The organism is Rugamonas sp. FW305-51, from assembly GCF_058786935.1.
The window spans coordinates 18,740-34,082 of the sequence record NZ_JBYSZG010000021.1; the positions used below are offsets into that span (position 1 = coordinate 18,740).

At 66.9% G+C, this 15,343-nt stretch carries 12 protein-coding genes; 1 reads left to right on the plus strand and 11 read right to left on the minus strand.

Going from position 1 to position 15,343, the window contains the following annotated elements; all coding sequences use genetic code 11:
- Positions 1 to 19: 19 nt before the first annotated feature.
- From AC3WOS_RS15695 to AC3WOS_RS15710, 4 genes are read right to left on the minus strand one after another with little or no spacing between them, the layout of a single operon-like run.
- A complete protein-coding gene (locus AC3WOS_RS15695) occupies positions 20 to 454 on the minus strand; it encodes a hypothetical protein (protein WP_492716955.1) in 435 nt (144 codons plus the stop codon).
- 42 nt (positions 455 to 496) lie between these two features.
- On the minus strand, positions 497 to 985 hold the full coding sequence (locus tag AC3WOS_RS15700) for a CreA family protein (protein ID WP_492717016.1): 489 nt from the start codon (positions 983 to 985) through the stop codon (positions 497 to 499).
- Between the two features lie 4 nt (positions 986 to 989).
- On the minus strand, positions 990 to 1,178 hold the full coding sequence (locus AC3WOS_RS15705; RefSeq protein ID WP_492716956.1) for a DUF1653 domain-containing protein: 189 nt from the start codon (positions 1,176 to 1,178) through the stop codon (positions 990 to 992).
- Positions 1,179 to 1,183: 5 nt separating this feature from the next.
- Positions 1,184 to 1,594: a phiTE_015 family protein gene (locus AC3WOS_RS15710; RefSeq protein ID WP_492716957.1), complete on the minus strand. Its 411-nt coding sequence runs from the start codon at positions 1,592 to 1,594 to the stop codon at positions 1,184 to 1,186.
- A gap of 503 nt (positions 1,595 to 2,097) precedes the next feature.
- Between AC3WOS_RS15710 and xth the strand changes: the two genes are divergently transcribed.
- A complete protein-coding gene (gene xth / locus AC3WOS_RS15715) occupies positions 2,098 to 2,862 on the plus strand; it encodes an exodeoxyribonuclease III (RefSeq protein ID WP_492716958.1) in 765 nt (254 codons plus the stop codon).
- Positions 2,863 to 2,885: 23 nt separating this feature from the next.
- On the opposite strand, the gene AC3WOS_RS15720 is transcribed toward xth, so the two are convergent.
- The 7 genes from AC3WOS_RS15720 to AC3WOS_RS15750 all read right to left on the minus strand — a co-directional run bounded on the left by AC3WOS_RS15720 (position 2,886) and on the right by AC3WOS_RS15750 (position 15,333).
- Entirely contained in the window at positions 2,886 to 6,521 is a 3,636-nt protein-coding gene (locus tag AC3WOS_RS15720; protein WP_492716959.1) for a sensor domain-containing protein, read from the minus strand.
- A 260-nt stretch (positions 6,522 to 6,781) separates the two neighbouring features.
- Positions 6,782 to 8,041, minus strand: coding sequence for a maltoporin (locus AC3WOS_RS15725; RefSeq protein WP_492716960.1), 1,260 nt, complete (start codon positions 8,039 to 8,041; stop codon positions 6,782 to 6,784).
- 80 nt (positions 8,042 to 8,121) lie between these two features.
- Positions 8,122 to 9,627 carry a CoA-acylating methylmalonate-semialdehyde dehydrogenase gene (locus tag AC3WOS_RS15730; protein ID WP_492716961.1) on the minus strand — a complete coding sequence of 502 codons (1,506 nt, stop codon included), beginning with the start codon at positions 9,625 to 9,627 and terminating at the stop codon, positions 8,122 to 8,124.
- 162 nt (positions 9,628 to 9,789) lie between these two features.
- Positions 9,790 to 10,587: a 5-deoxy-glucuronate isomerase gene (gene iolB, locus AC3WOS_RS15735; RefSeq protein ID WP_492716962.1), complete on the minus strand. Its 798-nt coding sequence runs from the start codon at positions 10,585 to 10,587 to the stop codon at positions 9,790 to 9,792.
- Complete coding sequence (gene iolE / locus AC3WOS_RS15740) at positions 10,584 to 11,519, minus strand: myo-inosose-2 dehydratase (protein WP_492716963.1); 936 nt, start codon at positions 11,517 to 11,519, stop codon at positions 10,584 to 10,586. Before iolE ends, iolB begins: the two co-directional genes overlap by 4 nt.
- Positions 11,516 to 13,387, minus strand: coding sequence for a 3D-(3,5/4)-trihydroxycyclohexane-1,2-dione acylhydrolase (decyclizing) (gene iolD / locus AC3WOS_RS15745; protein ID WP_492716964.1), 1,872 nt, complete (start codon positions 13,385 to 13,387; stop codon positions 11,516 to 11,518). Before iolD ends, iolE begins: the two co-directional genes overlap by 4 nt.
- The gene (locus AC3WOS_RS15750) at positions 13,384 to 15,333 is read right to left on the minus strand and encodes a bifunctional 5-dehydro-2-deoxygluconokinase/5-dehydro-2-deoxyphosphogluconate aldolase (RefSeq protein ID WP_492716965.1); all 1,950 of its coding nucleotides are present in this window, start codon (positions 15,331 to 15,333) and stop codon (positions 13,384 to 13,386) included. Before AC3WOS_RS15750 ends, iolD begins: the two co-directional genes overlap by 4 nt.
- Positions 15,334 to 15,343: the final 10 nt, after the last annotated feature.

Sequence of the window (15,343 nt, forward strand, 5' to 3'; positions counted from 1 at the left end):
GGCCGGTCCGCCGCGGTCGTCAGAACAGCGTCACGCCAGCCGGCGGCGGCGCTGTCCCCTCCCCCGTTTCGCCCTTGTGCATGGTCACCGTCAGCGTGGACGGATAGTCGAAACCGGCGCCCGTGTTACGGTCGACAAAATAACCGGCGCCCGCCGTCAGCACCACATTGCCCCACAGGGTGGCATTGACTTTCGATTCCACTTTTTCATAGGCCCAGTCGCCGCCGTCCTTGCGGCAGTCGATGCGCAGCGCACCCGCGCTCTTGCGGATGGTCAGGCGCGCCGGCGTGGTGACGAACCACTTGCCCACATCGTTGTAGAGCACGCAGCCGACGCCGGCCAGTTCATGGTTGTCCAGGATGGTCTGCACCAGCACGTCCTGCTGGGTCGATTCGGTCAGGGTGGCGCAGCCGGCCAGCAAGGCCACGGTTGCGCAGGCGGCGAGTCGGTACATGGTAAGCCTCGAGCAGTGCGGGCAGGCGCCCGCGACAGGGAATTATTTGCGCCGGATGGGCACTGGCATATTGGCAGGAACGGGCACCGCCGTCACGCTGTTTTTCGGGCTGCCGTCGATCAGGCGATCGGAGTAGACCAGGTAGACCAGGGCATTGCGCTTGACGTCCACCATGCGCACCACGCGCACATGCTTGAAAAAGACGGAAGCGCGCTCGGAGAACACTTCCTCCTGCTGCGGCAGCACGCCGTTGAAACGGAGCTCGCCCACCTGGCGGCAGGCGACGGACGATTCGGCCTTGTCTTCGGCCAGGCCGATGGCGCCCTTGAAGCCGCCCGTCCTGGCGCGCGACAGATAGCAGCTGACGCCGTTCACGCGGGGGTCGTCGAACACTTCGACCACCACCTTGTGATCCGGCCCCAGCAGCTGGAAGGCCGTGTCGACCGAACCGATGTTTTCGGCCCGGGCAGCGGCGCAGGCCCCGCACAGCAGGGCCAGGGCCAGGGCCAGCGGCCGGGCGTAGCGGCCCATGCGCTCAGTTAATGGGCGCAAAGCGCTGCACCATGACGCCGTCCACTTCGATGAGCTGAAAGAACACGTCCTTGGGCCGTACCCACACCGAACCGTCGGCCGCACGATAGACGATCATGGGCGTCAGGTCCGATTCCAGGGTCGCCTCGCTAACGAGCTCGTAGACGCCCCCTTTGTAATGGCGGAAGCGCATGGCCGTCAGTCGTGCTTCTTGACGGCCACACGCTCCTCGGCCACTTCTCTCTGCTGCTGTTTCTGCTTCAGGCTCTGGATTACCTTGAGGATGTCCTCCATGCCGCGCTCGCCACCGAGGGTGGAGAACGCATCGAGCACCTCGTTGAGCACCTGGGTGCGCACCGTGGCCTCGTCCGAATTGATGGACGGGGCCCGCTGCACGGCGGAGCGGGCGTTGACCACCGCCTTCTCGCCGGCGGCTGCCTTTTGCGCAGCCGTCTTGCGCCCGCCCGGCGTTTTGCCGTGCTCGAGCGCCGCCTGCCAGATGACCCAGCGACGTTGGGTTTCGAATACCAGATACTCGTCTGGCTTGTCTTCGCGCCGGCGGACAATATGGCCATCGCGCTGCGCCCATGCTTCAAATGCAGTACGCATTTTTTTCCTTTACAAATGCTTCGCGCATAGTTCACTGTTAAACGACAAATATTTCCAAATAGTACCATTTATTAACGTACCACAACATAGAGTGTACGCTATTTTGCAACAGTTTTGATTGCCACATGGAAACAAAAGTTTTTAACGCTGGTGGTCTCAGTATATTGCTGTTTGGCCGCACTGTTAATAGATTCTAGTACTATTTTGATAACAGTGAAGCATTATCGGCAATTATTTTTGCTATCGCCCGATTTTGCAACATTCTAGAACCTCGGAGGCTCCAAATACAAAGGTTTTTGATGTTTTTTTGTAAAACACGACAGTTGTGCAATTTGTTGATAAATATCATCCCACACCTGCCCGTTCCGTGCCACACGCCTGCGCACCGCCGTGCGCCAGCGGCCACGACCGTCGCAGCTACAGCGCGCCGTCCCCGCTTGCGGTAAGATGCGCCCACGCCGGGCCTTACGCCCCCAATGAACTTGCAAGGAAACCCCGATACCATGAAGCTAGCCACCTGGAATGTGAACTCGCTCAACGTCCGCCTGCCCCACGTGCTGAAATGGCTGGAAGCCAACCCCGTCGACGTGCTGTGCCTGCAGGAGACCAAGCTGACGGACGACAAGTTCCCCGCCGTCGCCATCGAGGCGGCCGGCTATCAGGTGGTGTACTCGGGCCAGAAGACTTACAACGGCGTGGCCATCCTGTCGCGCCTGCCGATCACGGACGTGGTCAAGAACAATCCGCGCTACGACGATGTCCAGCAGCGCATCCTGGCCGCCACCATCGATGGCGTGCGCGTCGTGTGCGCCTACGTCCCCAACGGCCAGAGCGTGGACTCGGACAAGTACGGCTACAAGCTGGGCTGGCTGGAAGCGTTCCACGACTGGCTGCGCGAGGAAGCGCAGCAGCATCCGCAACTGGCCGTGATGGGCGACTACAACATCGCCCCGGAAGACCGCGACGTGCACGACCCGGTGGCCTGGGCCGGCCAGGTGCTGGTGTCGGACCGGGAACGGGCCGCGCTGCTGCGCCTGAACGACCTGGGCCTCAAGGATGCGTTCCGCCTGTTCGAGCAGGCCGACAAGTCGTTCAGCTGGTGGGATTACCGCCAGCTGGGCTTCCGCCTCAACAAGGGCCTGCGCATCGACCACATCCTGCTGTCGCCGGCCCTGACGGCGCGCTGCAGCGCCTGCGTGATCGACCGCGAGCCGCGCAAGTGGGAACAACCGTCCGACCACGCGCCCGTGATCGCCACCATCGCCTGAACGTCCGGGTGACCGCCGCGCGCTCAGGCGTGCGGCAGCAGCAGCTGGGCCCGCGTATGGGGCACCGGCTGCGAGAACAGATAACCCTGGGCATACTGGCAGCCGCTGCGCTGCAGCAGCGTGTACTGCCCTTCCGTCTCCACCCCTTCCGCCACCACCGACAGCTGCAGGCTGTGCGACAGGGCGATGATGGCGTCCACGATGGCGTTGTCCTCGGCGCTCTGCTCCAGGTCCTTGATGAAGGCGCGGTCGATCTTGATCTTCTTGACGGGGAAGCGCTTGAGATAGGCCAGGCTGGAATAGCCGGTGCCGAAATCGTCGATCGAGAGCCGGATGCCCATGGCGTTGATCTGGCCCAGGATGTCGAGCGTCTGTTCGCCATGCTGCATCAGCGCCGTTTCCGTGATCTCGAATTCGAGCAGGCCGGGCTCGATGCCCGTCTCGTCCAGGATGGCGCGTATCGATTCGATCAGGCCGCGGTGCATGAACTGGCGCGGTGACAGGTTGACGGCCAGCGGCACCGGCAGCAAGCCCTGGCGCTGCCACTCCATGCTTTGCCGGCAGGCCGTGCGTATCACCCATTCGCCGATCGGCACGATCAGGCCGTTCTCCTCGATGATGGGGATGAAGTGGTCCGGCATCACCAGCTCGCCATCCGCGCGGCGCCAGCGCAACAGCACCTCCATCGCATGCAGGCGGCGCGTGCCGATGTCCATGATGGGCTGGTAGTGCAGCTCGAACTGGTCCTGCGCCAGCGCGTCGCGCAGGCTGCTTTCGAGCTCGAAGTGGCGGGCCGCCGCCAGGTTCATGGTCTGGGTGAAGAACTGGTAATTGTTACGGCCGCTGGCCTTGGCGTGGTACATGGCCGCGTCGGCGTGGCGCATCAGCGTCTCGACGTCGCCGCCATCGTCCGGATAGACGCAGATGCCGATCGAGGGCGTGATGTGCAGGTTGCGCCCTTCCAGCGGGAAGGCGGCCGACAGCGCCTCGATGATCTTCTCGGCCACGTGCACCGATTCGTCGATGTTGCGGATGCCCGGCACCAGCACCACGAATTCGTCGCCGCCCAGCCGGGCCACGGTGTCGCTGGCGCGCACGGCGCGGCACAGCCGGCCGGCCACTTCCTTGAGCAGCTGGTCGCCCGTCATGTGGCCGAGCGAGTCGTTGATGGTCTTGAAGCGGTCCAGGTCGATGAACATGACGGCCAGCTTGCGCTCGGAGCGCTGGGCCGCCAGCATGGCCCGGTCCAGCCGGTCGGCCAGCAGGGCGCGGTTGGGCAGGCCCGTCAGGCTGTCGTGGTAGGCCATGTGGTGCACGCGCGCCTCGGCCTGGCGCCGCTCGACGATCTCGCCTTGCAGCAGGGCGTTGGCGCCGGCCAGCTCTGCCGTGCGTTCCAGCACCCGCACTTCGAGCTCGTCGCGCGCGCGGCTCACCGCTTCGGCCGCCTCGCGCCGGGCCGTGATGTCGTCTACCAGCCACACGGAGCGCCCGCGCGGGTTGTTCAGATCGAACGGCCGGCCCGACAGCCGGGCCCAGAACGTGCTGCCATCCTGGCGCACCAGCTGGTATTCGGACATGTTGACGCGCCCGGCCTGGAAATCGTCGATCGTCTCGGCCCGGGCCCGCTGCCAGGCCGCCTTGTCGGCATAGAACGCTTGCACCGACAGCCCGTTCATGCCGCCCGGCGGGTAGCCGAACAGCTCTTCCATCTTGCTGTTGCAGCGCAGGTTGTGGCCATGCTCGACGACGGAGATGCCCAGCACGGCGCTGTCGAGGATGGCCTGGTTTTCCAGCAGCGCGTTGCGCAGCGATTCCTCGGCCTGGCGCTGCTCGCTGCGGTCTTCGATGATCCAGATCGTGCCCTGGCTGGGCTCGGCCGGATTGACCACGTAGCCGATCAGCTGCGCCCACAGCAGGCTGCCGTCCTTGCGCTGCATCTCCACTTCGGTCTGGAACGGCTTGCCCACCGACAGCAGCGGCGAGGCGGCCGCGCCCAGCTGGTCGTAGGCCTGCTGCGACGGATAGAGGGCCCGGCCCGGCAAGCCCAGGGCTTCGTCGCCGTGGTAGCCGAACATGTCGGCAAAGCCCCGGTTGTAGCGCGTGAGGGCGCGGTTCTTGGTGAACAGGATGCTCATCGAGGCGTTGGTCATGATGGCCTCGATCTCCATCTTGGTCTCGCGGCTCTCGCTCACATCCTCCAGGATCCAGATCGTGCCGCCGTCGCTGTGCTCCGCATCGACCGCCTTGGCGCGCACCCGGCACCAGAACAGCGTGCCATCCTTGCGCCGGAACTGGTATTCGTCGCGCTCGAACGGCAGGCCGGCGCCCAGCAGCGGCCCAGCCTCCTGGCCGAAGCGCTCGTATGCTTGCTGCGAAGGGAACACGGTGGCCGCGGGGCGCCCTGTCAGCTCCTCGCGCGCGTAGCCGAACATCTCGGCCAAGCGCGGATTACAGCTGAGCATGTGCTGGGCCCTGGAGAACAGGATGCCGACCGAGGCATTGTCCAGGATCGCCTTCTGCTCCAGCAGCAGCTGCCTGGTGTCCTCCTCGGCCTTCTTCTGGGCGCTGCGGTCGTCGAAGATCCAGATCGAGTCCTGCTGGGTGCGGCCCGGATTGATCACGTAGCCGAAGGCGTGGGCCCAGAAGGTGGAACCGTCCTGGCGCCGCATTTCCATCTCGGCCTGGAACGGTTTGCCGCGCGCCAGCAGCGGACGGGCCTTCTTCACGACCGCCTCGAACGCCTCAGGCGAGGGATACAGTTCCGACGTGGGCCGGCCTACGCCGCTCTCGCCCTCGAAGCCGAAGAATTCGCCGAAGCGCTGGTTGTAGCGCAGCACGCGGTCGTCGCGCTGGAAGCCGATGGCCAGCGGTGCGCTGTCCATGATCGCCTGCATCTCGAGCAGCGCGCGGCGCAGTTTTTCCTCGTCGCTGCGGTGCTCGTCGATGTCCTCGATGATCCAGACCGTGCCGTCGTCCGTGTCGTAGGGATCGACGGCGCGCCCGAACAATCGGGCCCAGAACAGGCTGCCGTCCTTGCGGCGCAGCTGCATTTCCGTCATGAAGGACTCGCCGCGCCGCAACGGCGGCCCCGCTTCACGTCCCAGGCCCAAGTGGGCCTGCTCGGACGCATGGACCGCCAGCGTACCCATCCCTTCCAGCTCGTGACGGGCGTAGCCCAGCATGTCGGCGCAGCGGATATTGCATTCCTGGATCACGCTGGCCTTGCTGAACAGGATGCCGACGGCCGCGTTGTCGAGGATGGCCTGCTGTTCGAGCAGCGTCTTGCGCAGCGCCTTGTGGTCGCGCTGCACGGCGCTCACGTCCTGGAACACGATGGTGGCGCCGCCGGCGCCGGGCGGCAGCGGCTTGGCCCAGGCCCGTACGGCGATGTACTGGCCGCCGGCGCAGCTCAGGCAACTGTCCCACTGGCGGCCGCCCGCCGCGCCCAGGGCCGCGTCGAGCTGGGCGCCGCTGTCGGCCCGCACATGGCGCGCGAACAGTTCGGCCACCGGCGCGCCGCCGGGATCGCGCCCCAGCAGGGCCTGCAATTCTTCGTTCGCCGCCAGCACCACGCCCGCCTCGTTGCAGGCGCAGGCCGGCACGCCGATCAGCTGCAAGGCATCGGCTACGAAGTCAGGGTTGGTCGAATCGCGGTTCATGTATACCGGGGCCCCATGTAAAAAACGCTGCCTTCGCGCCGGCAGCGTCATGCCCAGATCATAAACCACAATGCAGGCATTTGCTATATGGCAAGCCGACGCCCTCCTCTATTCGTCGCCTGCCCGCATGGGGTAGTTATAAGAAAAACAGCCCCGGGCCTTGCGGGCCGGGGCTGACGGAGTAATCACAGCGGGGACTGCGCCTGTGCCTTAAACGATACAACCGGGGACACCATCGCGCCCTCGCCTCCCTCGCCTGGTCAGAACCAGGCCTCCACCTGCAATCCTGCCGAGGTGCCGCTGGTGCCGGTGCCGAACGCGGGCCCGGCATTGTTGCTGGCGTTGAGCGCGGCCCGCGCCGGGTCGTTCCACTTGCCATAGGTGACGAAGGCGCGCAATTCCGGACGCGACCAGTAGCCCTTGCCGGCCGTGATGGTGGGAGCGAAGGTGACCGTCGTCAGCCGCAGCGCATCGCCGCCGTTGGGCTGGGTGACGCGGTGCGCGCCCACTTCCATCTGCAGCTTGAAGTGTTCCGACAGGGCGTACACGGGGCGCGCGCCCAGCGTGGTCCAGTTGCTCGAACCGCCCGCGTCCGACTTGTCGCGCTGGGTCAGGGCCACGAACTCCATGCTGAACTCCGGCGTTGGCTGCATCACCAGGTCGTTGAAGACGCGGGTGCGCGTCACGTCCGTGCCCAGCGCCGTGCTGCCGGACGCGCCGATGCGGTCGTTGCCCACGCCGATGCCCGTGCCCGGCCCCACGCCATACTGCACCCCGAAGGTGTTGGCGCCGCCCAGCACCTTGTCCTGCTTGTGCAGCACCGTGATCTGCCAGCCATTGTGCTTGCCCTCGCCCTGGGCCGTGATGATGGAGGCGGCGATGTCGAGCGCTCCGCCCGGGTTGACGGGCAAGCCCTCGTAGATCAGGTTCTGCCGCAGCGCGGCCGTGGTGTTGCTGACCCGGCCCGTGGCGGGATCGACCGTGTTGCTGTCGTTGTCCTTGAACATGGCGTAGCTGAATTTGCCGGGACCGGCCTTGACGCCGTCGATGCCGCCGCCGGTGCCGTTCAGGTTGATGTACTGCAGGTCCAGCATGTGGATGTCGGGACGGTAGTAGTAGCGCTTGCCGATCCAGGCCACGCCGCCGTTGAGGAAGTCGATGTTCTTCGCCTCCACGTAGGCCTTGGCCAGACCCAGCTTGGCATCGCCGAAATCGGAGCCGGAGTTCCACTCGTTGGCCCACAGCGTGCCGACGAAGCTCACACCGTCGGGCGTCTTGGCGAACTCCTTGGTGTAGCCGCCTTCAAAGTAGGCGTCGCACTCGTTGCCAAGGCGGTACTTCATCGTATTGCCGCCCAGGCTGTAGCAGTTCTGCGGCCCGTGGCTGGAGCTGGTGCCCATGCCGGCGCGCAGATAACCGTGGAAGCCTTCCTCATCGTGCCCGGCGTCGGCGCGGGCCGCGCCGGCGGCCAGCGCCACGGTAATTGCCAGCGGCAGTACCTTCAAAATACGCTTGTCCATGTGTTACGTCTCCTCGTTGTTATTAAAATGATGTGGTGCTGCCCACCACTGGCTACTGCATTCACTGGCTACTTCATCCCCTACTTCATCGTCGGCATCGCGAACTCCGCGCCGCCGGCGGTGGCCGCCGGCCAGCGCTGCGTCACCGCCTTCTGCTTGGTGTAGAAGCGCACCGATTCCGGACCGTGCGCATGGTGGTCGCCGAACAGGCTGCGCTTCCAGCCGCCGAAACTGTGGAAGGCCATGGGCACCGGAATGGGTACGTTTACGCCCACCATGCCCACCTGCACGCGCTGCGTGTACTCGCGTGCGGTGCCGCCGTCGCGGGTGTAGATGGCCGTGCCGTTGCCGTATTCATGGCTGTTCACCAGCGCCAGCGCAGCCGCGAAATCGGGCACCCGGACGATGCACAGCACGGGGCCGAAGATCTCTTCGCGATAGATGTCCATCTGCGGCGACACATGGTCGAACAGGCTGCCGCCCAGGAAGAAGCCCTGCTCGTGGCCAGGCACGACCAGGTCGCGGCCATCGACGGCCAGCTTGGCGCCGGCCGCCACACCGCTCTCGATGTAGCCGACGATCTTGTCCTTGTGCGCCTGGGTCACCACCGGTCCCATCTCGGCCGCCAGGTCCATGCCCTGCGTGACCTTGAGCGCGCGGATGCGCGGACGCAGCGCCTCGACCAGCCGGTCGCCCACCTCGCCCACGGCCACCACCACGGAGATCGCCATGCAGCGCTCGCCGGCCGAGCCGTAGGCCGCGCCCATCAGGGCGTCCACCGTTTGCGCCAGGTCGGCGTCTGGCATTACCACCATGTGATTCTTGGCGCCGCCCAGCGCCTGCACCCGTTTGCCGGCGGCGCAACCGCGGGTGTAGATGGCTTGCGCGATCGGGGTCGAACCGACGAAGCTCACGGCCCGCACATCGGGATGGTCGAGCAGGCCTTCCACCGCGTCCTTGTCGCCCTGCAGCACGTTGAAGACGCCGTCGGGCAGGCCGGCCTCGGTCAGCAGGCGCGCCATCAGCAGGCTGGCAGACGGATCGCGCTCGGACGGCTTGAGCACGAAGGTATTGCCGCAGGCGATAGCCATCGGGAACATCCACAGCGGCACCATGGCCGGGAAGTTGAAGGGCGTGATCCCCACGCACACGCCCAGTGCCTGGCGCATGGTCCAGGCGTCGATGCCGCCGCCCACCTGTTCGGTGTACTCGCCCTTGAGCATTTGCGGTATGCCGCAGGCGAATTCCACCACCTCGATGCCGCGCGTGACCTCGCCCCGCGCATCCGTGAAGACCTTGCCGTGTTCGGCCGTGATCATGGCGGCCAGCTGGTCGGCGTGCTGCTCCATCAGCTCCTTGAACTTGAACATGACGCGCGCCCGCCGCAGCGGCGAGGTGGCCGACCAGGCCGGGAACGCGGCCTGCGCGGCCGCCACGGCCGCATCCAGTTCGCGCCTGTCGGCCAGGGCCACCTGCGCGCTGACGGCGCCCGTGGCGGGATTGAAGACGGGGCTGGTCCGGCCCGATTCGGAGGCCTGGCGGCGCCCGGCGATGTAGTGGTCGATGTGTATGGTTTGCGTGTTCATGGCGAATCCTTCCGTGTGAATTGTTTGCCTGCGGCGGCCATGGTGGCCGGACGCAGGACCTAGGGCGCAAGGCGCAGGCGATAAAGGGCCAGCGGGCGCGGGGAGACCGCGACCGGGCGCCGGCATTGCCGGTAAGTTGTCGGGAGTGTCAGCGGTGCTGGATCAGGGTGGCTTCAGCATCCATTCGTGCTGGGGGTCGTTCTTGAACTGCCAGACCCGCCGGTCCCCCGCCATCACGTTCAGATAGTAGGAGTCGTACCCGTAAGGCACCACCACCGGGTGATAGCCGCGCGGCACCATCACCACGTCGTGGTTTTCCACCGCCATGGACTGGTCCAGCGAGCGGTCGTCCGTGTACACGCGCTGGAACGCAAAACCCTGGGACGGATTGAGGCGGTGGTAATAGGTTTCCTCCAGCGCGCTTTCGCTGGGCAGGTCGTCGCAGTCGTGCTTGTGGGGCGGATAGCTGGACGAATGGCCGCCCGGCGTGCGCACCTCCACCACCAGCAGGCCGTCCGCCTCCTCCGACTGCGGCAAGATGTCGCACACATAGCGCGTATTGGCGCCGCTGCCGCGCACCGTGCGCTGCATGCTGGCCGGTTCGATCAGGCGTACCGGCCGTTCGGTACGGGCGGGGGCGCTGCACAAGGCCACCTCCGCGTCCACAGTGGCGACAATGCTCACGCCCTGCCCGCCCGGCACATACAGCGCATAGGGCGCCATGTCGTCGAACACGCTGGCGCGCTGGCCCACGTCCTGCCATTCCCGGCCGCCGGTGGCGATGGTCACCACGCCGCACAGCACGACGATGCAGTATTCGCGCGCGCCGCTGTGGAATTCCAGCTGCTCGCCGCATTCAAGCCGATGGGCGGAAAAGCCCACGTGCTTCCAGCCGGCCGATTCCGGCGTCACCCGCACGATCTCCTGGCCGCTGCGCTTGCCCTTGACCAGCAGGTTCATGCCGCCTCCCGCCCGGCCAGTTCCGTCTCACGCACCAGCCGTTCCAGGTGGCGGTAGCCCATCTGGGCGTACTGGTAGCTGGGCGCCACGGCTGGGTCCTGCTCGGCCTCCACCACCAGCCAGCCTTCGTAATCGTTCCGGTACAGCAGCCGCAGCACGCCGGCAAAGTCGATGCAGCCGTCGCCGGGCACGCTGAAGGCGCCGTTGAGCACCGCCTGCAGGAAGCTCCAGTTGCCGTTGCGGGCCATCTTCGTCACGGCCGGACGCACGTCCTTGCAATGCACGTGCGACACGCGCTTGATGTGCTTTTCCAGCACGGCCACCGCATCGCCACCGCCGAAGGTCATGTGGCCGCTGTCGAACAGCAGGCCCAGTTCCGGGCCCGTCAGCGCCATCAGCATGTCGACATCGGCCGGCGATTCGACGTAGGCGCCCATGTGATGGTGATAGGACAGGCGCACGCCGTGAGCCAGCGTGTGGCGGGCGAAAGCGGTCATCTTGTCGGCATAGGCCTGCCACTGCGCCATGCTGGTAAAGCGCGGCCGTTGGTACAGCGGCTGCGGGCGGCCCTGGATGGCGTCGGCCACTTCACCGTAGACCATCACGGTGGCGCCGTTTTCCGCCAGCAGGTGCAGATGCGCCGCCACCGACTCGATCTCCTGATCGACCGAGCGCTCTGGATCGGCCAGCCGGCCCGAGTACCAGCCCGATATGCACTCCAGGCCATACTTGCCCAGCACCGCGGCCAGCGCGGCCGGCTCCTTGGGGAACTTGTTCCCGAGCTCGAAGCCGCGGTAGCCGATTTCAGCGCCTTCGCTGAGCGCCGTCTCCAGCGGCGTTTCCCCGCCCAGCGACGGCAGGTCGTCGTTCATCCACGAAATCGGATTGATGCCTATCTTGACGCGAAATGGTTTGTTGGCAGTGTGGTTCATTGCTGGTTCCTTTGTGCTTGCTTGTCCTGTTCATACGCCTGGCGCGCCTGCCTGACCTGTTCGCGTTCCGACACTTCCGGCACCGCCACCTCCCACCAGCAGCCGCCTTCGCTGGTGGTGCGGGACGGGTCGGTGTCTATGCACACCAGGTAGCTGCGGTCGGCCGCGCGTGCCCGCGCCAGCGCCGCTTCCAGTTCCGGGATGGTCTTGACGTTTTCCGCCATGGCGCCCAGCGAGCGGGCGTGCATGGCAAAGTCGATGCGCGGCATGCCGGGGCCGTCCTGCAGGCAATCGTCGAACAGGTTGTTGAACGGCGCACCGCCCACGGCCTGCTGCAGGCGGTTGATGCAGCCGTAGCCCCGATTGTCGAGCACCACCACGACCAGCTTCTTGCCCAGCATGACGGAGGTGGCCAGTTCCGAGTTCATCATCAGATAGCTGCCGTCGCCCACCATCACCACCACTTCCGCGTCCGGCCTGGCCATCTTCACGCCCAGGCCGCCCGCGATCTCGTAACCCATGCAGGAATAGCCGTACTCCATGTGGTAGCCGCCGGGGCTGGAAGTGCGCCACAGCTTGTGCAGTTCCGCCGGCAAGGTGCCGGCCGCGCACACGACGATGTCGCGGCCGGCCGAATCGGGTGCCGAGCGCTGCACGGCGCCGATCACTTCGCCGTCATAGGGCAGCGCCACGTCGCGCCGCGCGGTGATGGCGCCGACGGTGGCGCGCCACTCGTCGGCCTGTGACTGCGCACGCGCTGTCCAGGCCTCGGCCGCACGCCAGTCGCCCAGCCGCGCCGACAGCTGCTCCAGCCCCAGCCTGGCGTCCGCCAGCAGACTCAGACCGCGCCGTTTCAGTCCGTCGAAGGCATTCACGTTCAGGCTAAGCAGCTGGGCCTGGGCGAACAGCGTGTGCGAACCGGTGGTGAAGTCCTGCAGGCGGCTGCCGACGGCCAGTACCAGGTCGGCCTGCGCCGCCATCAGGTTGGCGGCCGGCGAACCGGTCACGCCGATCGCGCCCAACTGCAAGGGATGGTCCCAGGGCAGCGCGCTCTTGCCGGCCTGGGTCTCGGCCACGGGGACGCCGTGGCGTTCGGCGAAGGCGCGCAGCGCGGCACCGGCCTGGCCATACAGCACGCCGCCGCCGGCCACGATCAGGGGCTGGCGTGCGCCGGCCAGCAAGGCGGCCGCCTCGGCCAGTTCCTCCTCCTGCGGCTGGACGCTGCGAAAGCGCACCAGCGGCGGCTGGAAGAACTCCTCCGGATAATCGTAGGCCATGGTCTGCACATCCTGCGGCAGGGCCAGCGTGACCGGGCCGCACTGGGCGGCGTCCGTCAGCACGGCCACCGCGCGCGGCAGCGCCGTCAGCAACTGCTCCGGATAGACGATGCGGTCGAAATAGCGCGACAGCGGCTTGAAGGCGTCGTTGGCCGACACGCTGCCGTCCGTGAAATCCTCCACCTGCTGCAGCACCGGGTCCGGCGCGCGCGAGACGAACACGTCACCCGGCAGCAGCAGCACCGGCAGCCGGTTCACGTGGGCCAGTGCGGCCGCCGTCAACAGGTTGGTGGCGCCGGGGCCGATGGAGGTGGTCACGGCCATCATGCGGCGCCGCATATGGGCCTTGGCGTAGGCGATGGCGGCATGGGCCATGCCCTGTTCGTTATGGGCGCGATAGGTGGGGAAGGTTGCGCGCTGCTGGTACAGGGCCTCGCCCAGCCCGGCCACATTGCCATGGCCGAAGATGGCGAAGGCGCCGCCGAACAGGGGTTCCGTGCCCGTCTCCGTCGCCACCCGCAAGGCCGCCAGGTAGCGCACCAGCGCCTGGGCCATGGTCAGGCGCACGGTGCGGCCAGCTGCGGCGCTCATGCCGCCTCTCCCAGCACGGCCGGACGGGTCTGGCGCCAGATGCATATCAGGGACTCGAAGTTGGCGCGGATCTCGGCGATCAGCTGGCCGTCGTCGATCTCCCCGGCCAGCCAGCGGCTGCTTGGGGTGTGGAAGATGGTGCGGCCGACCATGAAGCCTCGGCACGTGGCGCTGGCGCGCGAGGCCTCGAAACTGGCGGCCAGTTCGTCCATCGAAGCGTGCAGTCCCAGCAGCACCACGCCCCGGCAGTACGGATCGCGCTCCTGCAGCAGCGCGTCGATCGCGCGCCACTGGGCCGGCTCCATGTGCTCGAGCTTCCACCACTCGGGATAGACGCCGATGTTGTACAGGCGCTTGACGGCCCGGTACACCGTGTCCGGCGCACTGGGCATGGATTTGGGCGGGATCACTTCCAGCAGCAGTTCGTGGCCGCTGACCTGGGCCGCGTCGTACAGGGCCTTGACCTGGGCTTCCTGCTCCAGCCGGTTTTCCACCTGGTCGTCCGGGTGCAGCTGCACCAGGCATTTGATCACGTGCTCGCGAGGCCAGCTGACCAGGTGCGAGCCGATCGAACGGCCCCAGTCGAACACGAGGGGATTGGAACCGGGCAGCTCGACCGGGCGGCCTATCCACCAGCCGCGTCCCGTGGCCGCGTTGAGCGCGTCCTCGCCGTAGCGGTCGTCGATCAGCACGCCGACCCGTCCGTCCAGGCCCAGCGCCTGCCCGGTTTCGTGCACCGCCTGCAGCAGCAAGCCTTTCAGCGCGGGGATGCGTTGCTCGTCCGCGCCCAGTTGCTGGGCCATGTCGAAGAACTGGTTGCGGTGGTCGAAGGCGAACACGCACAGCTCGTCCCACCGGGGGCGCGGGGCCGTTACCCGGTGCAGGCGGTTCAGCGTGGCGTCGCGGCCGGGGCGGCGCAGTTGCGCCGCATTGGCCAGGAAGTAGTCCAGTTCGGCCGGCGTGGGCATGGCGGGCGCGCAGGCATGGCGCGCCACCACCAGGGCGCCGCAGGCATTGGCGCTGCGGCAGCAGGCCGCGTAATCGGCGCCGTGCAGCCACTCCTTGAGGAAGCCGGCCAGGAAGGCGTCGCCGGCGCCCAGCACGTTCATCACTTCCACCTGCACGCCCTGGTAATTGAAGGCCTCGTCCAGCGTGGCCGGGATGGCGCCGGCGATCACGGCGCAGCCCAGCGGGCCGCGCTTGACCACCAGCGTGGCCGGCGTGACGCGCCGCACCGCCGCCAGCGAAGCGACGATGTCGGCCCCGCCGCCGGCGATCATGAATTCCTCCTCGGTACCCACCACCAGGTCGAACTGGGGCAGGATGGCTTGCAGGTGGGCCGTCACGCCGCCGTCCGGCACGAAGCGGGTGGCGCCGTCGGCCCGCGGCGACAGGCCCCACAGCACGGGGCGGTAATCGATATCGAGCACGGTGCGCACGTTGTTGCGGCGCGCTTGGGCCAGCGCCAGGCTGCTGACCTGGTGCATGGCCGCCGTCGAGAAGTGGGTGCCGGTGATCAGCAGCGCGCGGCTGGAGGCGATGTAGGCCTCGTCCACGTCCTCGGGGCGGATCGCCATGTCGGCGCAATTTTCCCGGTAGAAGATCAGGGGGAAGGTGTCGCGGTCCTTCAGGCCCAGGGTGACGAGCGCGGTCAGGCGCTCGGGGTCGACCGAGACGTGGCTGATGTCGCAGCCTTCCCGGCTCAGCGTCTCGGTCAGGAAGCGGCCCATGTGGTCGTCGCCGACGCGCGACAGCATGGACGAGCGCAAGCCCAGGCGCGCGCTGCCGAACGCGATATTGGCCGAGGACCCGCCCAGGTATTTGGCGAAGCTGGTCACGTCTTCCAGCCGGGCCCCTATCTGCTGGGCGTACAGGTCGACGGCCAGACGGCCCAGGCAGATCAGGTCGAGCGCGCGGTTGGCCGCGAATTGGGTGGGGTTGTTCATGGTTGCGCCT

Bases quoted from the DNA above. Each gene is read 5' to 3' on its own strand.
- AC3WOS_RS15695 (WP_492716955.1), bottom strand. From the start codon at position 454: ATGTACCGACTCGCCGCCTGCGCAACCGTGGCCTTGCTGGCCGGCTGC.
- AC3WOS_RS15700 (WP_492717016.1), bottom strand. From the start codon at position 985: ATGGGCCGCTACGCCCGGCCGCTGGCCCTGGCCCTGGCCCTGCTGTGC.
- AC3WOS_RS15705 (WP_492716956.1), bottom strand. From the start codon at position 1,178: ATGCGCTTCCGCCATTACAAAGGGGGCGTCTACGAGCTCGTTAGCGAG.
- AC3WOS_RS15710 (WP_492716957.1), bottom strand. From the start codon at position 1,594: ATGCGTACTGCATTTGAAGCATGGGCGCAGCGCGATGGCCATATTGTC.
- xth (WP_492716958.1), top strand. From the start codon at position 2,098: ATGAAGCTAGCCACCTGGAATGTGAACTCGCTCAACGTCCGCCTGCCC.
- AC3WOS_RS15720 (WP_492716959.1), bottom strand. From the start codon at position 6,521: ATGAACCGCGATTCGACCAACCCTGACTTCGTAGCCGATGCCTTGCAG.
- AC3WOS_RS15725 (WP_492716960.1), bottom strand. From the start codon at position 8,041: ATGGACAAGCGTATTTTGAAGGTACTGCCGCTGGCAATTACCGTGGCG.
- AC3WOS_RS15730 (WP_492716961.1), bottom strand. From the start codon at position 9,627: ATGAACACGCAAACCATACACATCGACCACTACATCGCCGGGCGCCGC.
- iolB (WP_492716962.1), bottom strand. From the start codon at position 10,587: ATGAACCTGCTGGTCAAGGGCAAGCGCAGCGGCCAGGAGATCGTGCGG.
- iolE (WP_492716963.1), bottom strand. From the start codon at position 11,519: ATGAACCACACTGCCAACAAACCATTTCGCGTCAAGATAGGCATCAAT.
- iolD (WP_492716964.1), bottom strand. From the start codon at position 13,387: ATGAGCGCCGCAGCTGGCCGCACCGTGCGCCTGACCATGGCCCAGGCG.
- AC3WOS_RS15750 (WP_492716965.1), bottom strand. From the start codon at position 15,333: ATGAACAACCCCACCCAATTCGCGGCCAACCGCGCGCTCGACCTGATC.